A 19078-nucleotide genomic window follows, 5' to 3' on the forward strand; every position below is an offset into this window, starting at 1 on the left:
AAGAAATTCGCGCGGCATCTTCGGATGCATGCGGTCTGAACCGTTATGTTCTGCTGGTCCTACCCAATTACCTAAACGACAATGATCGTAAATCGGCCTTTGTCGGTTCGTAACGCGCTTCAAATTTTTACGCCACGATCATGAAAGTTTTTCCGGTGATTAATTCAGATCGCGCGCTGCATCAAAAATCTGTCGGAAGCCACCGCGGACGCAAGTAGCGAGGTGAAGCAAAGTCTGGAGCATCTGATGGCACATGTGATCGACTGAGAAGACCTACCGCACTCCGATTTCGGCAAGGGCTGCGCTGAGCTTTGGCGGAATAGCCTCATCACTGGCCCGGTGCGCGGGCAGGTCGCGGGAAGCATCTTCCGGTTTCAGATATCGCCACCCCTGAAAGGGTCGCTTGAGTTGATGCTCGGTCAGCACAATTTCAGGGTCAAGGATCAGCCCGCACCGCCGTATCCCATCTTTGCCAATGATCTCATCAAGGCGAAGAACCCGCTGGCGGCATTGAAGAACTCCCGACACAACCCAGTAAATACTCCCCCCATTCAGCAGGTCGGCTTCGCGCTTTGGCCACATCCGTGTCAGGTGATAATACTGCCCACCTTTCAGCTGTTTGGAGCGATGTTTTTGCCAATGGGCAATGTCGGCTACGCTCTCAGAACCGACCGATAATTTGATCAAGTTGATGTGGTCAGCCATAGACGAGTCCCCCAAGTCTAGCTATACAGTAAAGCCCGCGCGTCCGATTTCAACCTGATATACGAGCCGAAAGGTCCACTGCCATGAGCCGTTTTGCCGCCCCTATCGCCGAGCAGATCTGGGATATGAAGTACCGCTTCAAAGCGGCGGACGGCACCCCGATAGACGAAACTGTAGAGGATACGTGGCGACGGATCGCGAAGGCCTTGGCTGCCACCGAAGCAGAGCCGGACCACTGGGAGGACCGGTTCTACGCAGCGTTGGAGGACTTCAAGTACCTGCCAGCGGGTCGCATCACTGCAGGGGCAGGGACAGAGCGGTCCGTTACGCTGTTTAATTGCTTTGTGATGGGCACGATCCCGGACAGTATGGGCGGTATATTCGAGATGCTGAAGGAAGCCGCGCTGACCATGCAGCAGGGCGGCGGCATCGGCTATGATTTCTCCACGATTCGACCCAAAGGGGCTGGTGTGAAAGGTGTCGCGGCAGATGCGTCAGGGCCTCTGAGTTTCATGGATGTGTGGGACGCCATGTGTCGCACGATCATGTCCGCAGGCTCTCGCCGGGGGGCAATGATGGCAACCATGCGGTGTGATCACCCGGACATCGAAGAGTTCATCACAGCCAAGGAAGACCCGGCGCGGCTGCGCATGTTCAATGTGTCGGTCCTTGTGACGGATCCGTTCATGGACGCTGTGAAGGCGGACGATGACTGGGATCTGGTGTTTGACGGCGCTGTCTATCGTACTGTGAAAGCCCGGGCGCTATGGGATCGCATCATGCAGAGCACCTATGATTTCGCGGAGCCTGGCGTGATTTTCATTGACCGGATCAACGCGGCCAACAACCTGAGCTACTGCGAAGAAATCGCAGCAACAAATCCCTGCGGCGAGCAACCTTTGCCGCCCTATGGTGCGTGCCTTCTGGGATCGATCAACTTGGCGAAATTGGTAAATGCGCCTTTCGCGGAGGGCGCAGCCTTGGATGAGCCGGCCTTGGATGACTTAGTGGGCACGGCCATTCGGATGATGGACAATGTCGTCGATGCCTCCCGCTTTCCGCTTGAGGCACAAGCGCGCGAGGCACAGGCCAAGCGGCGTATCGGACTTGGCGTGACTGGGCTGGCCGACGCGCTGCTGATGGTTGGCGCGCGCTATGGATCAGAAGAGGCGGCGCGTCTGACCGACCGCTGGTTGCACGCAATCGCCCGCGCCGCATATCTAGCGTCGGTCGACCTGGCAAAGGAAAAGGGCGCCTTCCCCCTGTTCGAAGCAGAGGCTTACCTGTCGAGTGGCGCGATGCAGCACATGGATGAAGACGTCCGAGCCGAAATTCGCGAGCACGGTATCCGAAACGCGCTTTTGACGTCGATCGCACCGACGGGCACCATCAGCCTTTACGCCGGGAATGTTTCCAGCGGGATCGAACCTGTGTTTGCTTACGCCTACACCCGCAAGGTGCTGCAGAAAGACGGCAGTCGGACCGAGGAAGAGGTCGTGGATTATGCCGTGCAGATGTGGCGGGATCTGAAGGGCGATGTCGATCTGCCGGACCACTTTGTGAACGCGCAGACCCTTGCGCCGCTTGACCATGTCCGGATGCAGGCGGCAGCTCAGAAATGGGTGGACTCCAGTATCTCGAAGACGATCAACTGCCCGGAAGACATCAGCTTTGCTGACTTCAAGGACGTTTATATGGCGGCATGGGATCAGGGCTGCAAAGGCTGTACAACCTACAGGCCCAATGCGGTAACGGGAAGTGTCCTCAGCGTATCGGAAGCGTCCGAAGATGTGCCAGAGGCAGAAACCGGCGCTGACGTGATCTACATGTCAGAGCCGTTGGATCGGCCAGCGGAACTGGAAGGTCAGACCTACAAGGTGAAGTGGCCCGACAGCGAACACGCGCTCTACATTACGATCAACGATATCGTGCTGAACGGCCACCGGCGTCCGTTCGAAGTGTTCATCAACTCGAAGAACATGGAGCACTTCGCGTGGACCGTTGCACTGACCCGCATGATCAGCGCGGTTTTCCGACGGGGTGGGGATGTATCCTTCGTCGTCGAGGAACTGAAGGCCGTGTTTGATCCCCGTGGTGGCGCATGGATGCAGGGCAAGTACATTCCATCTATTCTCGCAGCCATCGGCGGCGTGATTGAGCGGCATATGATTGCCATCGGGTTCATTGATGGAGAAGGCCTCGGTCTGAAATCGGATCCACAGGCGCAGGTCGTGAACCTCTCCGGCGGTCGCGGCCCCGCATGCCCAAGCTGTGGCCAGTACGAAATGAGAATGGTTGAGGGATGCATGACCTGTGTATCTTGCGGTCACTCCAAGTGCGGCTAAAGCCTGCTTAGCAGTGTAGTAATGCGACGGACTATGCGCAGGCATTCTAATCTAGGGATGAGCTGGAAAGGCGGTAACTGCGTTAGCCTTAAGTGGCGTTACTTTTCAGAACGGTGTTATCGTCGCCGAACGGGCATCTGACGTCTTCGCCGTTACTGGCGGACGTTGTGCTGCGCCGACCTATCCCCAACCCGTAAATAACCAATACGTCGGTCCGATGACGTAAGGAGTATATGGGAATGAGCTTCGGATTATCGTTCTCAGCCCTTCCTGTCGTCGGCGCCAGTCATGGCGACCGGAGGTGCTGCTAAATCCACGCAGATGACAACCAAACCGCTTATAACCTACAAGGGATCACCGTGGTAACGAGAAAGTAGGCAGCATGAACAAGACAGAAATTATTCAGTCGGACGTTCTCGAAGATCGCAAACCGGCCTATGCGTTGGTGGGCGAAGTAGATCTGGTGGTCGTCAAATTCGATGACGATGTCTCTGTCTTTTATGGTCGATGTCTGCATCGGGGCGCACTGATGTCGGACGGTCATGTCAGCGGCGATAACCTGATTTGCGGCCTGCATGATTGGGATTACCGGCTCGACAGCGGCGTGTCCGAGTACAACAACTCCGAGGTGTTGCCGAAATTCGAAAGCTGGATCGAAAATGGCGCTGTCGTGGTCAATGCCGACGAGATCAACGCATGGGCGCAAGACAACCCACAACCCTTCAATCGGGATGCTTACCTCGGTCTTTATGCCGATACGTCACACGGTACCGAGGAAGAACCCTACAATGGGCTTATCCAAGGATACGCCAAGGACGGTTTGTCGAAAACCGGTCATCACGGGGTAGTTGCTTCCATGGGGGTACCGCGCGGCGAGTTACCAGATTGGGACGATATCCAGATCCTGACAGCGCAGCTTGCAACGCCACCGCTGCTGGATGACGAACCCGTGGGGACCGAAGTTGTGATCGGTCCGAATGCGCAAAAGCCTCTTACGCTCAAGATCCCGCTCTTTGTGTCGGATATGAGCTTTGGGGCGTTGAGTGAACCAGCAAAGATTGCGCTGGCTCAAGGGGCCGAGATGGCAGGCACAGGCATTTGCTCTGGCGAGGGTGGGATGCTGCCGGAAGAGCAAGACGCCAACAGCCGCTATTTTTACGAACTTGCGTCCGCGAGGTTTGGGTTTTCGTGGGACAAGTTGGACAGGGTTCAGGCATTCCATTTCAAAGGCGGCCAAGGCGCTAAGACCGGGACGGGTGGGCATCTGCCGGGCAACAAGGTCAATGACAAGATCGCGGACGTGCGCGGGTTGGAGCCAGGGACAGGCGCGGTTTCGCCATCAAGGTTTCCTGAGTGGACCAAGCCTGCTCAGATTCGCGATTTTGCCGATGAGGTTCGTGATCGGACAGGTGGCATTCCGATCGGGTACAAACTTTCTGCTCAGCATATCGAAAAGGACATCGACGCCGCGTTGGCTGTTGGTGTGGACTATATCATTCTGGACGGACGGGGCGGCGGAACAGGGGCAGCGCCGATCATTTTCCGTGACAACATCTCGGTGCCGACGATCCCCGCATTGGCACGGGCAAGGGCGCATCTTGACCAACTTGGACGGCGTGACGTCACCCTAATCATCACAGGCGGGCTGCGCAAACCAGCGGATTTTGTCAAAGCCCTTGCGTTAGGTGCGGATGCAATCGCGCTGTCGAACTCCGCGATGCAGGCAATTGGCTGCATTGCTATGCGGGCTTGCCATACCAACAATTGTCCGGTTGGTATCGCGACGCAGAAGCCGGGATTGATCCGTCGACTCCAAGTTGAAAAATCTGCCGCGCAACTTGCTAATTTCTTTGGCGCAAGCGTGGAATTGATGCAGGTGATGGCGCGCGCCTGCGGCCATGACCATCTGTCGAAATTCACTCAAGATGATCTGACGACCTGGAAGAAAGAGATCGCTGCACTTTCCGGTGTAGCCTTTGGCGGCGTTGCCTGAAGGAGAGTGCCATGAATGAAGAGAGTCTAAACTGGATTTCCGTGGGCCACGTTGAAGATCTGCCTGATGGGCGGGTGAAAACCGTGACCGCACGGACAACGTCGATTTGTTTGTCTCATTTTGACGGACAATGGGCCGCGATGAACAACCATTGCCCTCATCAGCGTGGGCCGCTTGGGGAGGGCAGCATCGAAAAGGGTGTGGACGGCAAGTGTTGGATCCGCTGCCCGTGGCATGGCTGGGACTTCGACCCGTTGACCGGCAAACCTCCGGGCGGGCATGAGGATTCCGGACAGACGATCTATCCGCTGGAGATCCGCGAAGGTGAGATCTTCGTGGGTCTCGAACCTGAGCCTCCGCATGAACGTACGGTCACGGATGCCATGGTTGAGACGCTCACGAATTGGGGCGTGCAGAGCGTATTTGGCATGGTTGGCCATTCCAACCTTGGCCTGTCTGACGCGATCCGGTTGGCCGTGGCGGACCAGCGTATGAAATACTACGGCATTCGACATGAGGGTGCAGCAGCTTTTGCGGCCTCGGCCTACGGCAAATTGACCGGACGGCCGGCTGCCTGTCTAACCATTGCAGGCCCGGGTGCGACGAACCTGCTTACGGGGATGTGGGATGCCAAAGTGGACCGCGCACCTATCCTGGCGCTTACCGGGCAGGTCCAAACGCAAGTGATGGGGCCGGGTGCGTTTCAGGATATCGATCTGAAGTCAGCATTTCAGGCGGTGTCTGCATTCTCGCAACCCGTTCTTCCAAGTTCCGACCACGTCGAACTGGCCTCTCTTGCCTGTAAAACCGCGCTGGTCGAACAAAACGTCGCGCATCTGATCTTTCCGGATGATGTACAGACGCTGCCGTCCGATCAGGAGGCCGGTAGGCCGGACGGGCGTGTGACCCAGGCTGCTGTCCGACCGGCCCAAAGCGATCTGGATGCAGCAGCTAAAATGATCTCGGCCGCCAAGCGCCCCTTGATTATTGTCGGGCACGGGGCGTTCGATGTGCGTGAGGACGTCGCTGATCTGGCCAAACGTCTGGGTGCCCCTGTCGTGACGACGTTCAAGGCAAAAGGATTGGTGCCAGACGATCATCCCAACGCGGGCGGCGTTTTGGGGCGGTCAGGTACGCCGGTCGCCAGCTGGTTTATGAACGAAACCGATTTGATAATCGCGCTTGGTGCAAGCTTCTCAAACCACACTGGCATCGAAAAAGGGAAAGAAATTATTCAGGTCGATTATGACCGGATGCAGTTGGGCAGATTTCATCCCGTCGCCCTGCCAGTCTGGGGGGAGGTGGGAGCGTTTTGTAAAGGGCTCGACCCATCGCGCCATCCGGACGCTGATGATCAGATCAGCGAGTTGGCCGAACGCTGGCAAATCTGGCGCGCCGAAAAGCAGGCGCGCTTGGCCGAGGATCACGGCAAAGGCATCCATTCCTTCGCGATCTTCGACGTACTCGGCAAAGTTGTACCGGATGACACAATCTTTGCGGTCGATGTTGGCAACAACACCTATTCCTTCGGCCGCTATTTGGAAACCAAGGGGACGCAGCGGGTTCTGATGTCGGGTTATCTGGGCTCCATCGGTTTTGGCTTTCCTGCGGGCATTGGGGCATGGGCCGCCACACAGGACATCGAAAAGCTACGCGGTCGCAAGGTAGTATCGATCTCTGGTGATGGCGGGTTCGGTCAGTACCCGATGGATTTCACGACAGCCGTTAAGTACGGGATGGATGTCACCCATATCCTGCTGCACAACGGGGAGCTTGGCAAAATCTCGAAAGAGCAGCGCTCCGGCGAATGGCCCGTTTGGGAAACAGATCTGCACAACCCCTCCTTTGCCGCTTTTGCCCGGCTTTGTGGCGGGCACGGGGTCAAGGTGACGGACGTCAGCGACATGGAGGCTGCCATTGTGGAGGCTTTGGCTGTCGATGGTCCTGCACTTGTGGAGATGATGACCGACGCCGATTTGGTTTAAAAGCGTGCTTATCGTGAAGTTGCCATTGCCTGCTACGTAGCCGGGTTGGGCAAGACCTCAGCGATGTCAACACGCGCCACCGTTGACGTGTCTGAAAGGGTTGGTAAGTGCTGCCCTGTTGGCATCAGCCACCCCTTGTAGTGGGCGAGCAGACCGACGAGGGGGAGCGTCAGGCGCACGTCAAAGCAGAACCGTCCTTCGGTGTCTTGGTACTCCACTGTGTTCGAGCGTGGCGCAAGCACACGGGGCAATCGCAGTCTGCCGAGACAAAAGCCGCTGACCGGCATCTTGACCGTGCCACTCCCTGCGCTGACAGGAACGTCGAATGTGAACAGTGCAAATTTTTCGGTGAAAACGCCATCTCGCGCGCGTGTCAAAGCAGACGTTAGAATCGTACCATCAAAATTCCTTGTCCAACGCTCGCGGGGTAGGCCGTCTTCTTCAATGCTTCGATCTACTTGAACCGTCACCGGGATATTGACCCCTGTTGCTGGAAAACCAAAAAAGCGCGACAAAAGCTTCGGTAAAACCCATTTCCCGCCTTCGATTTGTGCTGTTCCAGACCAAACGGGATCGCCGGTTTGTCCATGAAAGTCGCGCAGAGCATCGGGCAAGTCCTGAAAGGTTTCCGTGCCAAGTTGAGTTTCGAAGATGCTGACACTTTCTTGGCAGATCTTCGCTTCGGTTTTGATGCTGTAGTGGACCATCTGTTCAAGAATATCTGATAGCGATAGGGCCTGATCCGCGAGCCTTGCGCCTACAGGTGCCGCGCCGCCAAGCAGCTTCCGAAGCGCCGCAGCGGCTGGCAAGATCGGGATGTACGGCCCGTGATCATTCTTCGCCAGCAATGACCACCTGGCTTGGGTAAAGGTCCCTTTAGGGTCAAGGCCGCGTATCTCCACCAGCATCGCCCCCTTGTCAGAGGTTGAAAGTCGGGTCAGCATTCTTGCCTTTAAAAGCAAAGGGATCAAGGCCTGCGGATCGGGGAACAGACCCCGTTCGCGGAGAGTTGCCATCGCCTCCAAACCCCATTGTTCTATGTTGGATTCGAGACCTGCGGAGAATGCGACGCGACCTCTCACGTTGTATTTCGGGCCAAGATATTCCGCGTCAAATGTCTCGACCGGCGCGACCCGGCGACGTCCCAGATTTGGAATGTCGACCGACTGACCCTTTGTCCAACCAGTTATTTGGTCGAGATGTCCGGCGCGCCAAACGGGGACCGCTTTGCCCGCATAACTCAGAATGGCCTCGATCACGGCACGTCCCACTTCGCTCTTCCCGCCGGGAGTGATGCAGATGTCGATTGTGTCCACGCGTTGCCAGTTCTTGGTCAGGTGTGCGACCACGCAGGACGACAAAGTCGGTGTTGAACTGGCCCCGGTCAACGCAGTGACGCTATGCTGGCACGCGACTTCATTCAGACTGTCCGCGAAACCGGCGAGGTAGTCTCTGGCGTCCGCCAGATCGATCAGATGCGCGCCTGCTTTGATGACAGCCCGAGCGGTCTCGTAACTCGCGGCTTGAAAGGGGCCTGAGCAGTCGACAACAGCGAACGGCTTGATCTCTTCCAACCGCGCTTGCAGAGAATTTCCCCGATCAAGATCGACGCCTTTCACGATCTTGCTTCCTGACCCTGTTAGCTCTTTCGCAAAACGACGCGCCTTTTGTGTGTTACGAGACGAGACGAACAGCTCGATCTCATCCCAGCCAGCGAGATGGCGCGCTAGACGTGCGCCAAACACGCCTGTCCCACCGATGAGAAGAACACGCCGAACCATCACAAGCCGAACCTACGGCGCGTGTCAGCACTTGGCGCGATGCAAGTCTCTTTTTTTCCAAAGAGGCGATACCGGTTCCGGGCAATTATTCCATATCCGAAGTCGCGCAGCGGCTTCGGTATGATTTTGAGCAGGGGCACCACTCTGGCGGGCCCTTTCAAGTGTCTGGATAGTGCTATGACCCCGTCTGACTTCTGCAAGGCGCGACCGTTTTCAATGAACAAGAAAGTGCCCGGGTCATCCGGGTCAATGCCGTGCTGCATCGCCAGAGCTCGACCCTCCGGCGATTGGATTGAAACAAACCGGATACTGTCTGTTTTCTCGTTCTTCAGGGTGTAGTGCACGCCTCCATCACATAAGACACATTGGCTGTCGAAGACCCAGATGGCGTAGTCCTTGCGCGGTGTCATATCTTGGCATCCTCAAAGATGGCGTCCTGGCTCAACACTTCACCAAATAGTCGGGTCTTGAGCCGTAGCGAGAACTTGAACCGGCCTTGTCCGAGATCGTGATGGCCAATCGCCAAGGCACCCGGACTGATCACTCGGGGAAGGCGAATCCGGCGGCCCAAGACGGATAGAAAATAATGATCACTCCGGAACCACAGAACACCTGAGGCAACGTTGACTTTCAGGGCCATGCCAATGCCGTATCCGATGTATTCTTCAAGCCCGGTCGGGCCTGCAAACCGTTTCGAACTGTGTACCATTTGGGGAAAGCCGGATCGTCGCCCGTACTGCCGAATCCAGAATTGCCCGTTGCCTGCTATATCTTCGGTGACAATCACAACGGCCGGTTGAGCGATACAACTCAGATCATAGGGCAGGGGCGCGCCGACGAGACGGGCTGCATGCGCCAGAAACCGACCAAACCAGGTCATACGCATTTCGGTCACGACCCCTTGGTAAGCGACACTATCACCGCCGCGTACTTTTTTACCAAATCGCTGGCGGATCGCTGGCGGCAGTTGGAGCCATCTGTCTTTTCCCAAGAGGGCGCTGAAGCGAGTGTCTTGCTGCTGAAGGTCTGGGTGGGGAAGCTGGTTCATTTGCATGTCTGTCACCATGTCGGATGTATCTGATATTTCTGTATGAACAGAAATTTGGGGTTAAAAAAATGCTGGAACTTACTCCGACTTTTTTCCCGTCAGGGACAGCAGTGAAATCACCTTATTTCCCATCTTCATAAGCATGTTCAGTTTGGATTTCGGCACACCCAGCATTTGCGCGTACCAACTATCAACGGTTTCCAGAAACTCCTGCATGTCTTTCATGCGTTTCAAGACGACTGGGTTCAAATTGCCTTCGTCTTCCGCGGAATTCACACAATCTGCCAACAACCGCATGGCTGGATCGATCTCGCGCTCTTTTCGGCCTTGCGCGATTCTCATCGCCATTTCCCAGACGTCGGTTTCTGCTTCAAAATGTTCCCGACGGTCGCCAAGAACCGGAACACGGCGGATCAACCTCCAACTCACCAACTCCTTCAAAGAGTTCGACACGTTGGATCTTGCGATCCCAAGCTCTTCGGAAATCTGTTCGGCATTGAGTGGCGCGGTGCTGAGGAACAAGAGCGCTTGGATCTGCGCCACGGAACGGTTGACCCCCCATTGTCCGCCCATGTCGCCCCAATACAGGATAAATTGAGACTTCGCGGCAGGTACTGATATGTCTTCTATTTCTGTCATGACAGAAATATCTGTCAATTCCGTTGGAGAGTCAACTAATTTCTTGGCTTGAGAACAGGTCAAGCCCGGTTCATCTCGTAACGGGATTTAACTAAGCTACCCTAACACGTGACGCGGAGCTAAATAACAGCCGATGAATATCCTTTTCATAATGTATGATCAGCTACGCTTCGATTATCTCAGCTGCGCCGGGCATCCGCATCTGCAAACGCCAAATTTTGATCGGGTGGCCGCTAAAGGCGTGCGGTTTACTAACGCGTTCGTACAGTCGCCCATCTGCGGTGCGTCCCGCATGAGCACCTATACGGGGCGCTATACCTCATCTCACGGGGCTCAATGGAACGGGTTCCCTCTGCGGGTTGGGGAGATGACGCTTGGCGATCACCTGCGCGAGATTGGAGTGGGCTGCTGGCTCGTCGGCAAGACCCACATGCGGGTGGATGCGAAGGGAATGGAGCGTCTTGGCCTGAGCCAAGATACCGTTATTGGCGCTCGTCAGGCGGAATGTGGTTTTGATATCTGGGTTCGGGATGACGGTCTATGGGGGCAGGGGCCGGACGGCTTTTACGATCAGAACCGCAGCCCGTATAACGAATATCTCAAGTCGAAAGGATATGACGGGGAGAACCCTTGGGCAGATTACGCCAACGCTGGAGTTGAGGATGGCAACATCGCGAGCGGTTGGATGTTCGAGAACGCCGACAAGCCAGCCAATATTGCGGAGGAAGACAGCGAAACGCCTTGGCTGACCTCCGAAGCCATCAGATTTATTGACCAGGCGGATGGTCCGTGGCTGGCGCATGTCAGTTATATCAAACCCCATTGGCCCTATATCGTGCCCGCGCCCTACCATGATCTGTACGGCCCTGAGCATATCGCACCCACAATACGCCACGATGTTGAGCGGACCGATCCGCATCCAGTCTATGGCGCGTTTATGGACAGCAAAGTCGCGTCCGCATTTCAGCAAGGTGCCGTGCGAGACAAAGTTGTTCCGGCCTATATGGGCTTGATCAAGCAATGCGATGATCAGCTTGGCCGTCTTCTCGATCATCTGGAGGATACCGGACGTGCAGAGGACACAATGATCGTGCTGACTTCGGACCACGGGGACTATCTGGGGGACCACTGGCTGGGCGAAAAGGATCTGTTCCACATGCCGTCAGTAAAAGTGCCGTTGATCATTTATGACCCACGACCCACAGCCGACAACACCCGCGGCACAACCTGCGATGCTTTGGTTGAGGCGATAGATCTGGCGCCAACCTTTATCGACGCCCAAGGGGGTAAGGTCCCGGACCATATTCTCGAAGGTCGGTCTCTGCTGCCTTGGCTACATGGCGGTCTGCCACAATGGCGTGAGGTTGCGATAAGCGAATACGATTACTCGGGCACATCCGTTTGTGAGAAACTTGGTCTATCTCCGCGGGACGCCCGGTTGTTTATGGTCTTTGACGGTCGCTTCAAGATGATCCACGCTGAGGGTGGATTTCGTCCCATGCTCTTTGACCTGGAAACCGATCCGGAGGAATTCTTCGATCTCGGAAAAGGTGCGGCGCATCAGGCCGACATTGACCGGCTTTATGGCCATCTGGGGAAATGGGGGCGACGGATGTCGCAGCGTGTCACCAAATCAGATGCTGAGATCATCGCAAGTCGGGGCGGATCAGCCCGAAAGGGGATATTGCCCTTTATGGTGGACGGATCGGAAGTCCCGGAAGAGTTGACGCAGACCTACCGCGGACCTGTTCGCCAAAACCACACAACTTCGGAAAGTGAAGGGGAGGAGCGGTAATCTTCACATGAAACAACTCGGCAGTCTGTATGCAGATGCACTTAGACCTCCGATGAATGGATAACTCCATACTGGGCATAACATCGGTGCAAATCCTGATGTTCGCTTCGACCGGGGTAGCTTGTTGCCAAGACCTGCCGGAGATCATCCCGTGGTTTGACGTGAAACCGCGCCAGAAACCGGCGCAAGGGGGTTACAAAGATCCGCGGCAGATTTGCCTGTGTGCCGAAATCCACCACATGAACTGAGCCGCCCGGCGCTAAATGCCTAACACTTTGGGCGAGCGCTGACTTCCAATCCGGGATCATTGATAGGCTGTAGGACAAGATGATCCGATCGAACTTTTCATGTCCAAAAAGTGCTCGTGCCTGAAAAGTGCATGCGTCCGCGCGGGCCAGTCGGGCCTTCGTCCCAACCTCAGCGCGGGCTGTTGTCAGCATCTCTTCCGAGATGTCGAGCCCGTAGAGATGACAGCCCGGATATCTTGCGCTGATATAGGCCAGGTTCCGTCCAGTGCCGCAAGCCACCTCAAGAACATGGCTGTCCTCTGCGGGGGCAAGATCAGATATCAGATGATCTCGGCCAAGGAGAAAGGCTTTTCGGGTGACGTCATAAATCAACCGCTGATGCCGATAGGTCGCGTCCATCAGATCTGCATGGTCCGCCGACACATTTGTCATAGGGTGAACCGATGCAGATAAAACCCGCCATAGATCGCGGATCCATCTGCCTCAAACCTGTTGCGGGAGATGACGATATGGTGGCGCCATTGACTCAAGATGTCCTCCGATACTCGCCTGGGCAAGATATCACCCACTCCGCCAGTCCGAAAGATCACACCTAGCCGGGCGCAGCGACACGTGTAATATTTGCCAGATCGGGTTCAATTGCGCGTTCCAGCAAACCCTCTCGCGATAGCGGAAGGTTCTGGAGTGCTGCGACGCCAAACTGGTCCCCGACGCTTGGCGAGTAGATCATAGAAGTCCCCAAATCATAAATCCGTATCGACGGATTATTTCGCCGATTTACTCTTTGGTTTCGATGTTGCGGCTCAGGACAGTTTACGCTTGCCGTCCAGAACCGCATCCCAATCAATGAGCCGCAGAACGGCATCCGGCGCTCCGATAATAACCGCACAGTTTTCGATTTCATGATAACTGAACTGGTTGCTTTGACCCGCCACCGTCGCTTCAAACGTCGTGATCGAGACGTTAAACCTCTGGGTATCCGCTGTGACGAGGTTGGGCGATGACGGCAAGAGACCCTGACGAGAATGGCTGGGCCAGTTCAGCTACAACATGGATCACCCGTATGAGTGGGGGCGGTGATTTCTCACGCATGCACGTACTGGACCGGCCGATGATCGTCCGCTTGAAGGCGATGCAAGCCGCCAAAGCCCTTGATGTGGGATGCGGCGAAGGTCGCTTTTGCCGTGTGATGGCCGACATGGGCTTCTGCGTGACCGGACTTGATCCGATCGCGCGTATGCTGGACATCGCGCGCGCCCGAGACGGCGAAAGTACATACGTCAAAGGTTTTGCGGAAAGTCTGCCGTTCGATACCGAAAGCTTCGATTTGATCGTCTCCTACCTGACTCTCATTGATATCGACGATGCAGAAAGCGCAATCTCAGAGATGGCTCGTGTGCTGGCTCCGGGTGGTCGCATTCTGGTGGCCAACCTCTCTGGTTTTGCGACGTCCAGCGCTGTTGTCGGGAAACGGTACTGCAGCGACACAGGGGAAGAACTTCGCCCCCTCGGGCGATATCTGGAGGACAAAAAGGAGTGGTTCGAATGGGACGGTCTGCGGGTTCAGAACTGGCATCGCCCTCTGTCGCGGTACATGCACTGGTTCCTTGCGAACAACCTGGCCCTTACTCATTTTGACGAACCAAGGACCACCGGGGGGCCAGCAGACCGTTTGAAATCCTACGAGCGAATGCCGTATTTAATGATAATGGAATGGCAAAAGCCGTTCTAGTCGGGATACCCTGATCTGCATCTGCTCCTTGCCGATCAGAGCGTCCCACCAAACTCTTCAAACGCGCGGATCATGCACTCTACGAACAAGTCTGTCGTCGGCAAACTGACGGCGCCGGCGGGCGTTAGAACACCGTATTTCATGGAGAACTCAGGTGTTATCTTTCGAACCGTCGCTGGCCGACTGATCGAAAAAGCGGTGAAAGGATCGGTGATCGTGTACCCCAGCCCCTGAGACGCAAGGTTCGCTGCAACAAGTGATGAAGATGTGCTGAGAACAGGCCTCGGTGTCTTTCCTGCTTCGGAAAAAATGGCGTTTATCTGTTGCTGAAGAAGCGTGTCCGGCGTGAGCGAGATTAGCGGTTCATTGATTAGGTCGTCGACCGAAATCGCATCATTTTGGCGCAGCGGATGATCTGGACCAAGTACGGCAACCGCAGATTTTGAGCCCAAGGGCCGGATGTCCAGTTGCATCTGTTCAACCGGAAGCGGGCCAAAGCCAACGTCAAAGTGATGCCCGGTCAACCAGCGCTCCATCTCTCGCCGATGATGGGTTTCGATAACGACGCCGACGTCTGGCATATGCTCTCGAAATTCCTTCGTTGCGATTGGCAGAATGCTGTTGGCAAGCCGTGTCAAAGCAACCACCCGCACTTTTCGACCCGCACCCTGCCTGATGTCCTCTGCGATGCCCGAAAGCTGTTCCAACCCCGCAAGAATGCGCTCGACGTCCCGGTAGAAGAGTCGCGCCTCTTCGGTCGGGCGCAGGGTGCGCCGGTCCCGTTGGAACAACTGAAAGCCAACCTCCTTTTCCAAATTGGAGATCAAACGTGAGACGGCGGGCTGGCTGAGGTTCAGGTCAAGCGCCGCGCCCGCAAGGGATCCGCGGCGAACAATAAGGCAAAATGCGTGGAGCGCCTTTGGGATCATGATCTATTCAGCTTTATGCAAGTTGAGGCGTCAGTCTTGCATAGAGCGGTGTGTTAAGCAAACCGCGGGGACTTGTTCAAACCGCAATCAGATGGTTGTCAAAGGCTAGATCGTGGGTTCGAAGCGGCGATAAGCCTGTTTCAGTCAACCGGTGCAATCCCCCCAGTCCGTCCGTCGCAAGGCCGCCACCGGGCGCAGTGGCAATACCGCTGATATCTGGTCTGCGGGCCTGCCCCTCGAAGCCCTCTACGGGATCAAAAATCTGAAGAAAGCCGCCCCGTGGAGACGTGATGACTATTTTTTGTGGGTCTTTCAGTACGGCCACGCTGCCCGCGTACCCGCTCATGGATCTGCGATGTAGTTCGGGGGCCGTCAATTGGGTGAGGCCCTTGCCGGGTTCATACACAGCGACCAAAGAGGGTGCCACGAAGGCGTCGCCCTGCCACTGAAAGGCGCAGGCGATCAGTCCGTTTTCACCAGCCGACAGATGGCGGAGTGAGTTCTGATGAAGGTCCTCTGGAAGCGCAACCTGATCCCGGATTTCACCGGCGGTGTTCATCACAGTAAGATTGGGCTTCATGGTGTCGAGGTTCAGTTTTTCCCGCCCGCTGTCGGGGTGGGTCCGAATGCCACCGTTCGCCACTGCAAGCAAACCCGTGCTCGGACAACGCAGAATGTCATGGGGGCCTATCCCGCCCGCAGAGAACTCACCAATTCTACGGTAACCCTTCGTGCTCTGCCAAATCCCGATAAGACCTTCACCCGTTTCAAAACGGTTTTCGGTCGTGAAAAGCAGCTCGCCGTCTGCGGAAAAGGCACCATGGCCATAGAAGTGATAACCTGCAGGCGCGGTGAGATTGCATAGATTTTTTCCCGTAACGCAGTTTATGACGATTGCGTAAGTGCCGGGTCTGCGGGCAAATGCAACGGCCTCGGGTTTCTTTGGGTGCGCCGCAGCCGCATGACCGCGACTTGGAAGCGGGATACGAAAGGCCAGTCCGCCGTCCATGTCCAGGCCGTACAATGCAAACGTACCGTCCAACTCTTGGGCGGCTGTCAAATAGCACGCATTACCGGCGTCGGCCCATGTCAGACTGGGCGTCGCTCCTGCGGCAAGCAAACCGCCCAGAAAGCGTCTGCGCGTGGTCATGTGCGGGTTCCGCGCGTTAAGAAACCGGTGCCCCACATCGGTTCAATGGTCGCGGCGGACCAACGTTTCAAAATTGCCTTCATCGTATCGCTACTTTCACCCTCTTCATTTCTTATAACTCTGCTCAGGAATATGCCAAGTGCGATTCACCTTGCCTTCCGTGACGGAGAATCCATCACACCCAGCATCCGACCGAGGGAAAGACGGCTGGTGTCCCGCAAGACAATGGCGCTAAGTGGTTAGATCGCGATTAGGTTGTGGACACAAAAACGATGACGGAACCTTCCTCGAAAACCTCCCGGCCTTTGATGGTTATCGGTTGGCACGAATGTATCAGCTTGCCTGATCTCGGGCTGCGGGACTTCGCAGTAAAGGTCGATACCGGCGCACGGACGACTGCGCTGCACGCAGCGAATATCGAGACATTTCGCAAAGATGGGCAGGACTGGGTGCGGTTTGACCCGCCAAGAATTGGCGACCACCAACCGGCTACATACGAAGGACCGGTGTTCGCGATACGGGACATTACCAACACCAGCGGAGTGCCCGAACCGCGCATTGTTATTCAGACACCGCTGGTCATTGCGGGGCGGAAATGGAAGATTGACGTTTCGTTGGCGGATCGCGGCTCGATGCGGTTCCCGCTCATTCTCGGTCGTCGTGCACTGCGGGGGCACAATATCGCAGTCCATCCGGGCCGGTCGTACCTCGTCAGCACAAAACCGAATTATTAAAGGATAAAGCTCATGAAAATCGCCATGCTTGCCCGAAATGCAGAGCTTTATTCTCACGTCCGTCTTAAGGAGGCCGCCGAGGCCCGCGGTCATACGCTGGATATTATCAACACCTTGCGCTGCTACATGAATATCGCGTCGCGCCGTCCAGAGGTTTACTACAACGGTGAAAAATTAGTGGGCTACGACGCTGTTATTCCGCGGATCGGTGCGTCTATCACCTTTTACGGGCTGGCCGTCTTGCGCCAGTTCGAGATGATGGGGGTCTACCCGCTGAATGAAAGTGTTGCGATCGGCCGGTCGCGGGACAAGCTGCGCTCGATGCAACTCTTGGCCCGTGACGGCATAGGCCTTCCAGTTACAACCTTCGCGCATGATGCCAAACAGGCAGAGGAGGTCGTGAAACTGGCTGGTGGCGCGCCGACGGTCATCAAATTGCTCGAAGGAACGCAGGGGATCGGTGTGGTTCTAGCGGATACCGAGCGGTCCGCGAAATCCGTAATTGAAGCATTCCGAGGCGCGAACGTGAACATACTGGTGCAGGAATTCATCAAGGAAGCGGGCGGTACGGACATTCGTGCCATCGTCGTCGGCGGTAAGGTGATTGCCGCGATGAAGCGGACCGGGGCGGAGGGAGAATTCAGATCCAACCTGCACCGCGGCGGATCTGCGCAACTTATAAAGATTTCGTCCGAAGAACGCGCAACTGCGGTGCGCGCCGCGAAATCCATGGGGCTGGCGGTATGTGGTGTCGATATGCTGCGCGCAAATCATGGACCCGTGGTGATGGAAGTGAACTCCTCCCCCGGCCTCGAAGGGGTGGAAAAGGCGACCGGCCTCGATATTGCGGGCAAGATCATCGAATACATCGAGAAACATGCGAAGCCTAACGCGACCAAAACCAAAGGTAAGGGATGACCAAGCGATCAGGATTTGAGATCGCTGGCGAAGTCATAGCGTCGGGCACCCGCAAGACGGTTCAACTGCCTGTCAGCACGCTTTCGGATCACACGCCTGTTGCCGTGTCAGCACATGTTATTCATGGACGGCGAGAAGGTCCGACGGTTTTTATCAGCGCAGGCATTCACGGTGACGAGGTGATCGGCGTTGAGATCGTGCGCCGGTTGCTTCGGGCCAAGAACATCAATGCTTTGCGCGGAACCCTGATTGTGGTGCCCATAGTGAACACCTTCGGGTTCTTGAACCATTCGCGGTACCTGCCGGATCGCCGAGATCTCAATCGTAGCTTTCCTGGCTCCCCCAACGGATCATTGGCGTCACGCCTCGCGCATATTTTCCTGAATGAGGTCGTCGCGCGCTGTTCTTTCGGGATTGATCTGCACTCCGCAGCGATCCATCGGACAAATTTGCCGCAGATCAGGGTTTCCGCCAACAATAAGGAAACCATGCGGCTGGCGCGGACATTCGGTGCGCCGGTTATTCTGACGAGCGCACTTCGCGACGGTAGCCTTCGGCAGGAGGCTAAGACTATCGGCGTCGACGTGCTGCTCTATGAAGCGGGCGAGGGGATGCGCTTTGATGAGATGTCAGTGCGGGCCGGTTTCGCCGGTATTCTGCGCGTATTGAAAGAACTGGGTATGTTGCCGCCGAAAGGGATTGCAAAGGCAAGTGCGCTGTCCGTTGTTTGCTCAAGCAGCCATTGGGTGCGTGCGCCACTTGGTGGCCTGCTGAGAGTGTTTAAGAGTGAGGGCGATGTGGTCGAGGAGGGCGTGGTCTTGGCGGCCATCTCGGATCCCTTCGGGGAGGACGAGACAGAAGTGGTTGCGCGCAGCGGCGGCATCATCGTCGGACGTGCCGTTATGCCCGTCGTCCATGAAGGGGACGCCCTGTTTCACATCGCGGCCGTTAAATCAGCGGACCTTGCCGAGGCGACGGTTGATGATTTGGTGAACCAGCTAGAAGAAGATCCGCTCTTTGATGAAGATGAAATCATCTAACTGAACTCCATTTTTACTGGCTTTATAGCCGTCAGA

The 19078-nt window shown here is 56.2% G+C and carries 18 protein-coding genes; 8 read left to right on the top strand and 10 right to left on the bottom strand.

Annotated elements, in window-relative coordinates; all coding sequences use genetic code 11:
• Window positions 1–273 precede the first annotated feature (273 nt).
• Entirely contained in the window at window positions 274–705 is a 432-nt protein-coding gene (locus KIN_RS02280) for a DUF1489 family protein (RefSeq protein WP_159804332.1), read from the bottom strand.
• 83 nt (window positions 706–788) lie between these two features.
• On the opposite strand from KIN_RS02280, the gene KIN_RS02285 reads away from it, so the two are divergent.
• The 3 genes from KIN_RS02285 to KIN_RS02295 all read left to right on the top strand — a co-directional run bounded on the left by KIN_RS02285 (window position 789) and on the right by KIN_RS02295 (window position 7028).
• Window positions 789–3050, top strand: coding sequence for an adenosylcobalamin-dependent ribonucleoside-diphosphate reductase (locus KIN_RS02285; RefSeq protein WP_159804333.1), 2262 nt, complete (start codon window positions 789–791; stop codon window positions 3048–3050).
• Between the two features lie 382 nt (window positions 3051–3432).
• Window positions 3433–5043: a glutamate synthase-related protein gene (locus KIN_RS02290; protein ID WP_159804334.1), complete on the top strand. Its 1611-nt coding sequence runs from the start codon at window positions 3433–3435 to the stop codon at window positions 5041–5043.
• 11 nt (window positions 5044–5054) lie between these two features.
• Window positions 5055–7028: a thiamine pyrophosphate-binding protein gene (locus KIN_RS02295; RefSeq protein WP_159804335.1), complete on the top strand. Its 1974-nt coding sequence runs from the start codon at window positions 5055–5057 to the stop codon at window positions 7026–7028.
• Between the two features lie 32 nt (window positions 7029–7060).
• On the opposite strand, the gene KIN_RS02300 is transcribed toward KIN_RS02295, so the two are convergent.
• The 4 genes from KIN_RS02300 to KIN_RS02315 all read right to left on the bottom strand — a co-directional run bounded on the left by KIN_RS02300 (window position 7061) and on the right by KIN_RS02315 (window position 10496).
• On the bottom strand, window positions 7061–8809 hold the full coding sequence (locus KIN_RS02300; protein WP_159804336.1) for a saccharopine dehydrogenase family protein: 1749 nt from the start codon (window positions 8807–8809) through the stop codon (window positions 7061–7063).
• The gene (locus tag KIN_RS02305) at window positions 8809–9219 is read right to left on the bottom strand and encodes a thiol-disulfide oxidoreductase DCC family protein (protein WP_159804337.1); all 411 of its coding nucleotides are present in this window, start codon (window positions 9217–9219) and stop codon (window positions 8809–8811) included. Before KIN_RS02305 ends, KIN_RS02300 begins: the two co-directional genes overlap by 1 nt.
• Window positions 9216–9857 (bottom strand): DUF4166 domain-containing protein, encoded by a 642-nt coding sequence (locus tag KIN_RS02310; protein WP_159804338.1) that lies wholly within the window; start codon window positions 9855–9857, stop codon window positions 9216–9218. Before KIN_RS02310 ends, KIN_RS02305 begins: the two co-directional genes overlap by 4 nt.
• Window positions 9858–9935: 78 nt before the next feature.
• Window positions 9936–10496 (bottom strand): GbsR/MarR family transcriptional regulator, encoded by a 561-nt coding sequence (locus KIN_RS02315; protein ID WP_159804339.1) that lies wholly within the window; start codon window positions 10494–10496, stop codon window positions 9936–9938.
• A gap of 133 nt (window positions 10497–10629) precedes the next feature.
• Here KIN_RS02315 and KIN_RS02320 point away from each other — a divergent pair, with 133 nt between their 5' ends.
• Window positions 10630–12291 carry a sulfatase-like hydrolase/transferase gene (locus KIN_RS02320; RefSeq protein ID WP_159804340.1) on the top strand — a complete coding sequence of 554 codons (1662 nt, stop codon included), beginning with the start codon at window positions 10630–10632 and terminating at the stop codon, window positions 12289–12291.
• Window positions 12292–12332: 41 nt separating this feature from the next.
• On the opposite strand, the gene KIN_RS02325 is transcribed toward KIN_RS02320, so the two are convergent.
• From KIN_RS02325 to KIN_RS02335, 3 genes are all read right to left on the bottom strand, one after another.
• Window positions 12333–12971 (bottom strand): class I SAM-dependent methyltransferase, encoded by a 639-nt coding sequence (locus KIN_RS02325; protein ID WP_159804341.1) that lies wholly within the window; start codon window positions 12969–12971, stop codon window positions 12333–12335.
• 160 nt (window positions 12972–13131) lie between these two features.
• Complete coding sequence (locus tag KIN_RS02330; protein ID WP_159804342.1) at window positions 13132–13269, bottom strand: hypothetical protein; 138 nt, start codon at window positions 13267–13269, stop codon at window positions 13132–13134.
• Between the two features lie 73 nt (window positions 13270–13342).
• Window positions 13343–13549: a hypothetical protein gene (locus KIN_RS02335; RefSeq protein ID WP_159804343.1), complete on the bottom strand. Its 207-nt coding sequence runs from the start codon at window positions 13547–13549 to the stop codon at window positions 13343–13345.
• Between KIN_RS02335 and KIN_RS02340 the strand changes: the two genes are divergently transcribed.
• Window positions 13540–14271, top strand: a complete 732-nt coding sequence (locus KIN_RS02340; RefSeq protein ID WP_243144792.1) for a class I SAM-dependent methyltransferase — start codon at window positions 13540–13542, stop codon at window positions 14269–14271. The two genes, KIN_RS02335 and KIN_RS02340, sit on opposite strands and share 10 nt — an antisense overlap.
• Window positions 14272–14306: 35 nt before the next feature.
• Here the strand turns inward: KIN_RS02340 and KIN_RS02345 are convergent, their stop codons facing one another.
• Window positions 14307–15200 carry a LysR family transcriptional regulator gene (locus tag KIN_RS02345; protein ID WP_159804344.1) on the bottom strand — a complete coding sequence of 298 codons (894 nt, stop codon included), beginning with the start codon at window positions 15198–15200 and terminating at the stop codon, window positions 14307–14309.
• A 76-nt stretch (window positions 15201–15276) separates the two neighbouring features.
• Window positions 15277–16350: a DUF1513 domain-containing protein gene (locus tag KIN_RS02350; protein ID WP_159804345.1), complete on the bottom strand. Its 1074-nt coding sequence runs from the start codon at window positions 16348–16350 to the stop codon at window positions 15277–15279.
• Window positions 16351–16622: 272 nt separating this feature from the next.
• On the opposite strand from KIN_RS02350, the gene KIN_RS02355 reads away from it, so the two are divergent.
• The 3 genes from KIN_RS02355 to KIN_RS02365 are packed head-to-tail and all read left to right on the top strand — an operon-like array spanning window position 16623 to window position 19042.
• Window positions 16623–17084, top strand: a complete 462-nt coding sequence (locus tag KIN_RS02355) for an ATP-dependent zinc protease family protein (RefSeq protein ID WP_159804346.1) — start codon at window positions 16623–16625, stop codon at window positions 17082–17084.
• Window positions 17085–17096: 12 nt separating this feature from the next.
• Window positions 17097–18002: a 30S ribosomal protein S6--L-glutamate ligase gene (gene rimK, locus KIN_RS02360; RefSeq protein WP_159804347.1), complete on the top strand. Its 906-nt coding sequence runs from the start codon at window positions 17097–17099 to the stop codon at window positions 18000–18002.
• On the top strand, window positions 17999–19042 hold the full coding sequence (locus KIN_RS02365) for a succinylglutamate desuccinylase/aspartoacylase family protein (protein ID WP_159804348.1): 1044 nt from the start codon (window positions 17999–18001) through the stop codon (window positions 19040–19042). Before rimK ends, KIN_RS02365 begins: the two co-directional genes overlap by 4 nt.
• The last annotated feature ends 36 nt before the right edge of the window (window positions 19043–19078 follow it).

Source organism: Litoreibacter roseus, assembly GCF_009811795.1.
GTDB lineage: Bacteria > Pseudomonadota > Alphaproteobacteria > Rhodobacterales > Rhodobacteraceae > Litoreibacter > Litoreibacter roseus.

Coding starts and splice junctions, on each gene's coding strand:
- KIN_RS02280 (WP_159804332.1), bottom strand. CDS start 705: ATGGCTGACCACATCAACTTGATCAAATTATCGGTCGGTTCTGAGAGC.
- KIN_RS02285 (WP_159804333.1), top strand. CDS start 789: ATGAGCCGTTTTGCCGCCCCTATCGCCGAGCAGATCTGGGATATGAAG.
- KIN_RS02290 (WP_159804334.1), top strand. CDS start 3,433: ATGAACAAGACAGAAATTATTCAGTCGGACGTTCTCGAAGATCGCAAA.
- KIN_RS02295 (WP_159804335.1), top strand. CDS start 5,055: ATGAATGAAGAGAGTCTAAACTGGATTTCCGTGGGCCACGTTGAAGAT.
- KIN_RS02300 (WP_159804336.1), bottom strand. CDS start 8,809: ATGGTTCGGCGTGTTCTTCTCATCGGTGGGACAGGCGTGTTTGGCGCA.
- KIN_RS02305 (WP_159804337.1), bottom strand. CDS start 9,219: ATGACACCGCGCAAGGACTACGCCATCTGGGTCTTCGACAGCCAATGT.
- KIN_RS02310 (WP_159804338.1), bottom strand. CDS start 9,857: ATGAACCAGCTTCCCCACCCAGACCTTCAGCAGCAAGACACTCGCTTC.
- KIN_RS02315 (WP_159804339.1), bottom strand. CDS start 10,496: ATGACAGAAATAGAAGACATATCAGTACCTGCCGCGAAGTCTCAATTT.
- KIN_RS02320 (WP_159804340.1), top strand. CDS start 10,630: ATGAATATCCTTTTCATAATGTATGATCAGCTACGCTTCGATTATCTC.
- KIN_RS02325 (WP_159804341.1), bottom strand. CDS start 12,971: ATGACAAATGTGTCGGCGGACCATGCAGATCTGATGGACGCGACCTAT.
- KIN_RS02330 (WP_159804342.1), bottom strand. CDS start 13,269: ATGATCTACTCGCCAAGCGTCGGGGACCAGTTTGGCGTCGCAGCACTC.
- KIN_RS02340 (WP_243144792.1), top strand. CDS start 13,540: ATGACGGCAAGAGACCCTGACGAGAATGGCTGGGCCAGTTCAGCTACA.
- KIN_RS02345 (WP_159804344.1), bottom strand. CDS start 15,200: ATGATCCCAAAGGCGCTCCACGCATTTTGCCTTATTGTTCGCCGCGGA.
- KIN_RS02350 (WP_159804345.1), bottom strand. CDS start 16,350: ATGACCACGCGCAGACGCTTTCTGGGCGGTTTGCTTGCCGCAGGAGCG.
- KIN_RS02355 (WP_159804346.1), top strand. CDS start 16,623: ATGACGGAACCTTCCTCGAAAACCTCCCGGCCTTTGATGGTTATCGGT.
- rimK (WP_159804347.1), top strand. CDS start 17,097: ATGAAAATCGCCATGCTTGCCCGAAATGCAGAGCTTTATTCTCACGTC.
- KIN_RS02365 (WP_159804348.1), top strand. CDS start 17,999: ATGACCAAGCGATCAGGATTTGAGATCGCTGGCGAAGTCATAGCGTCG.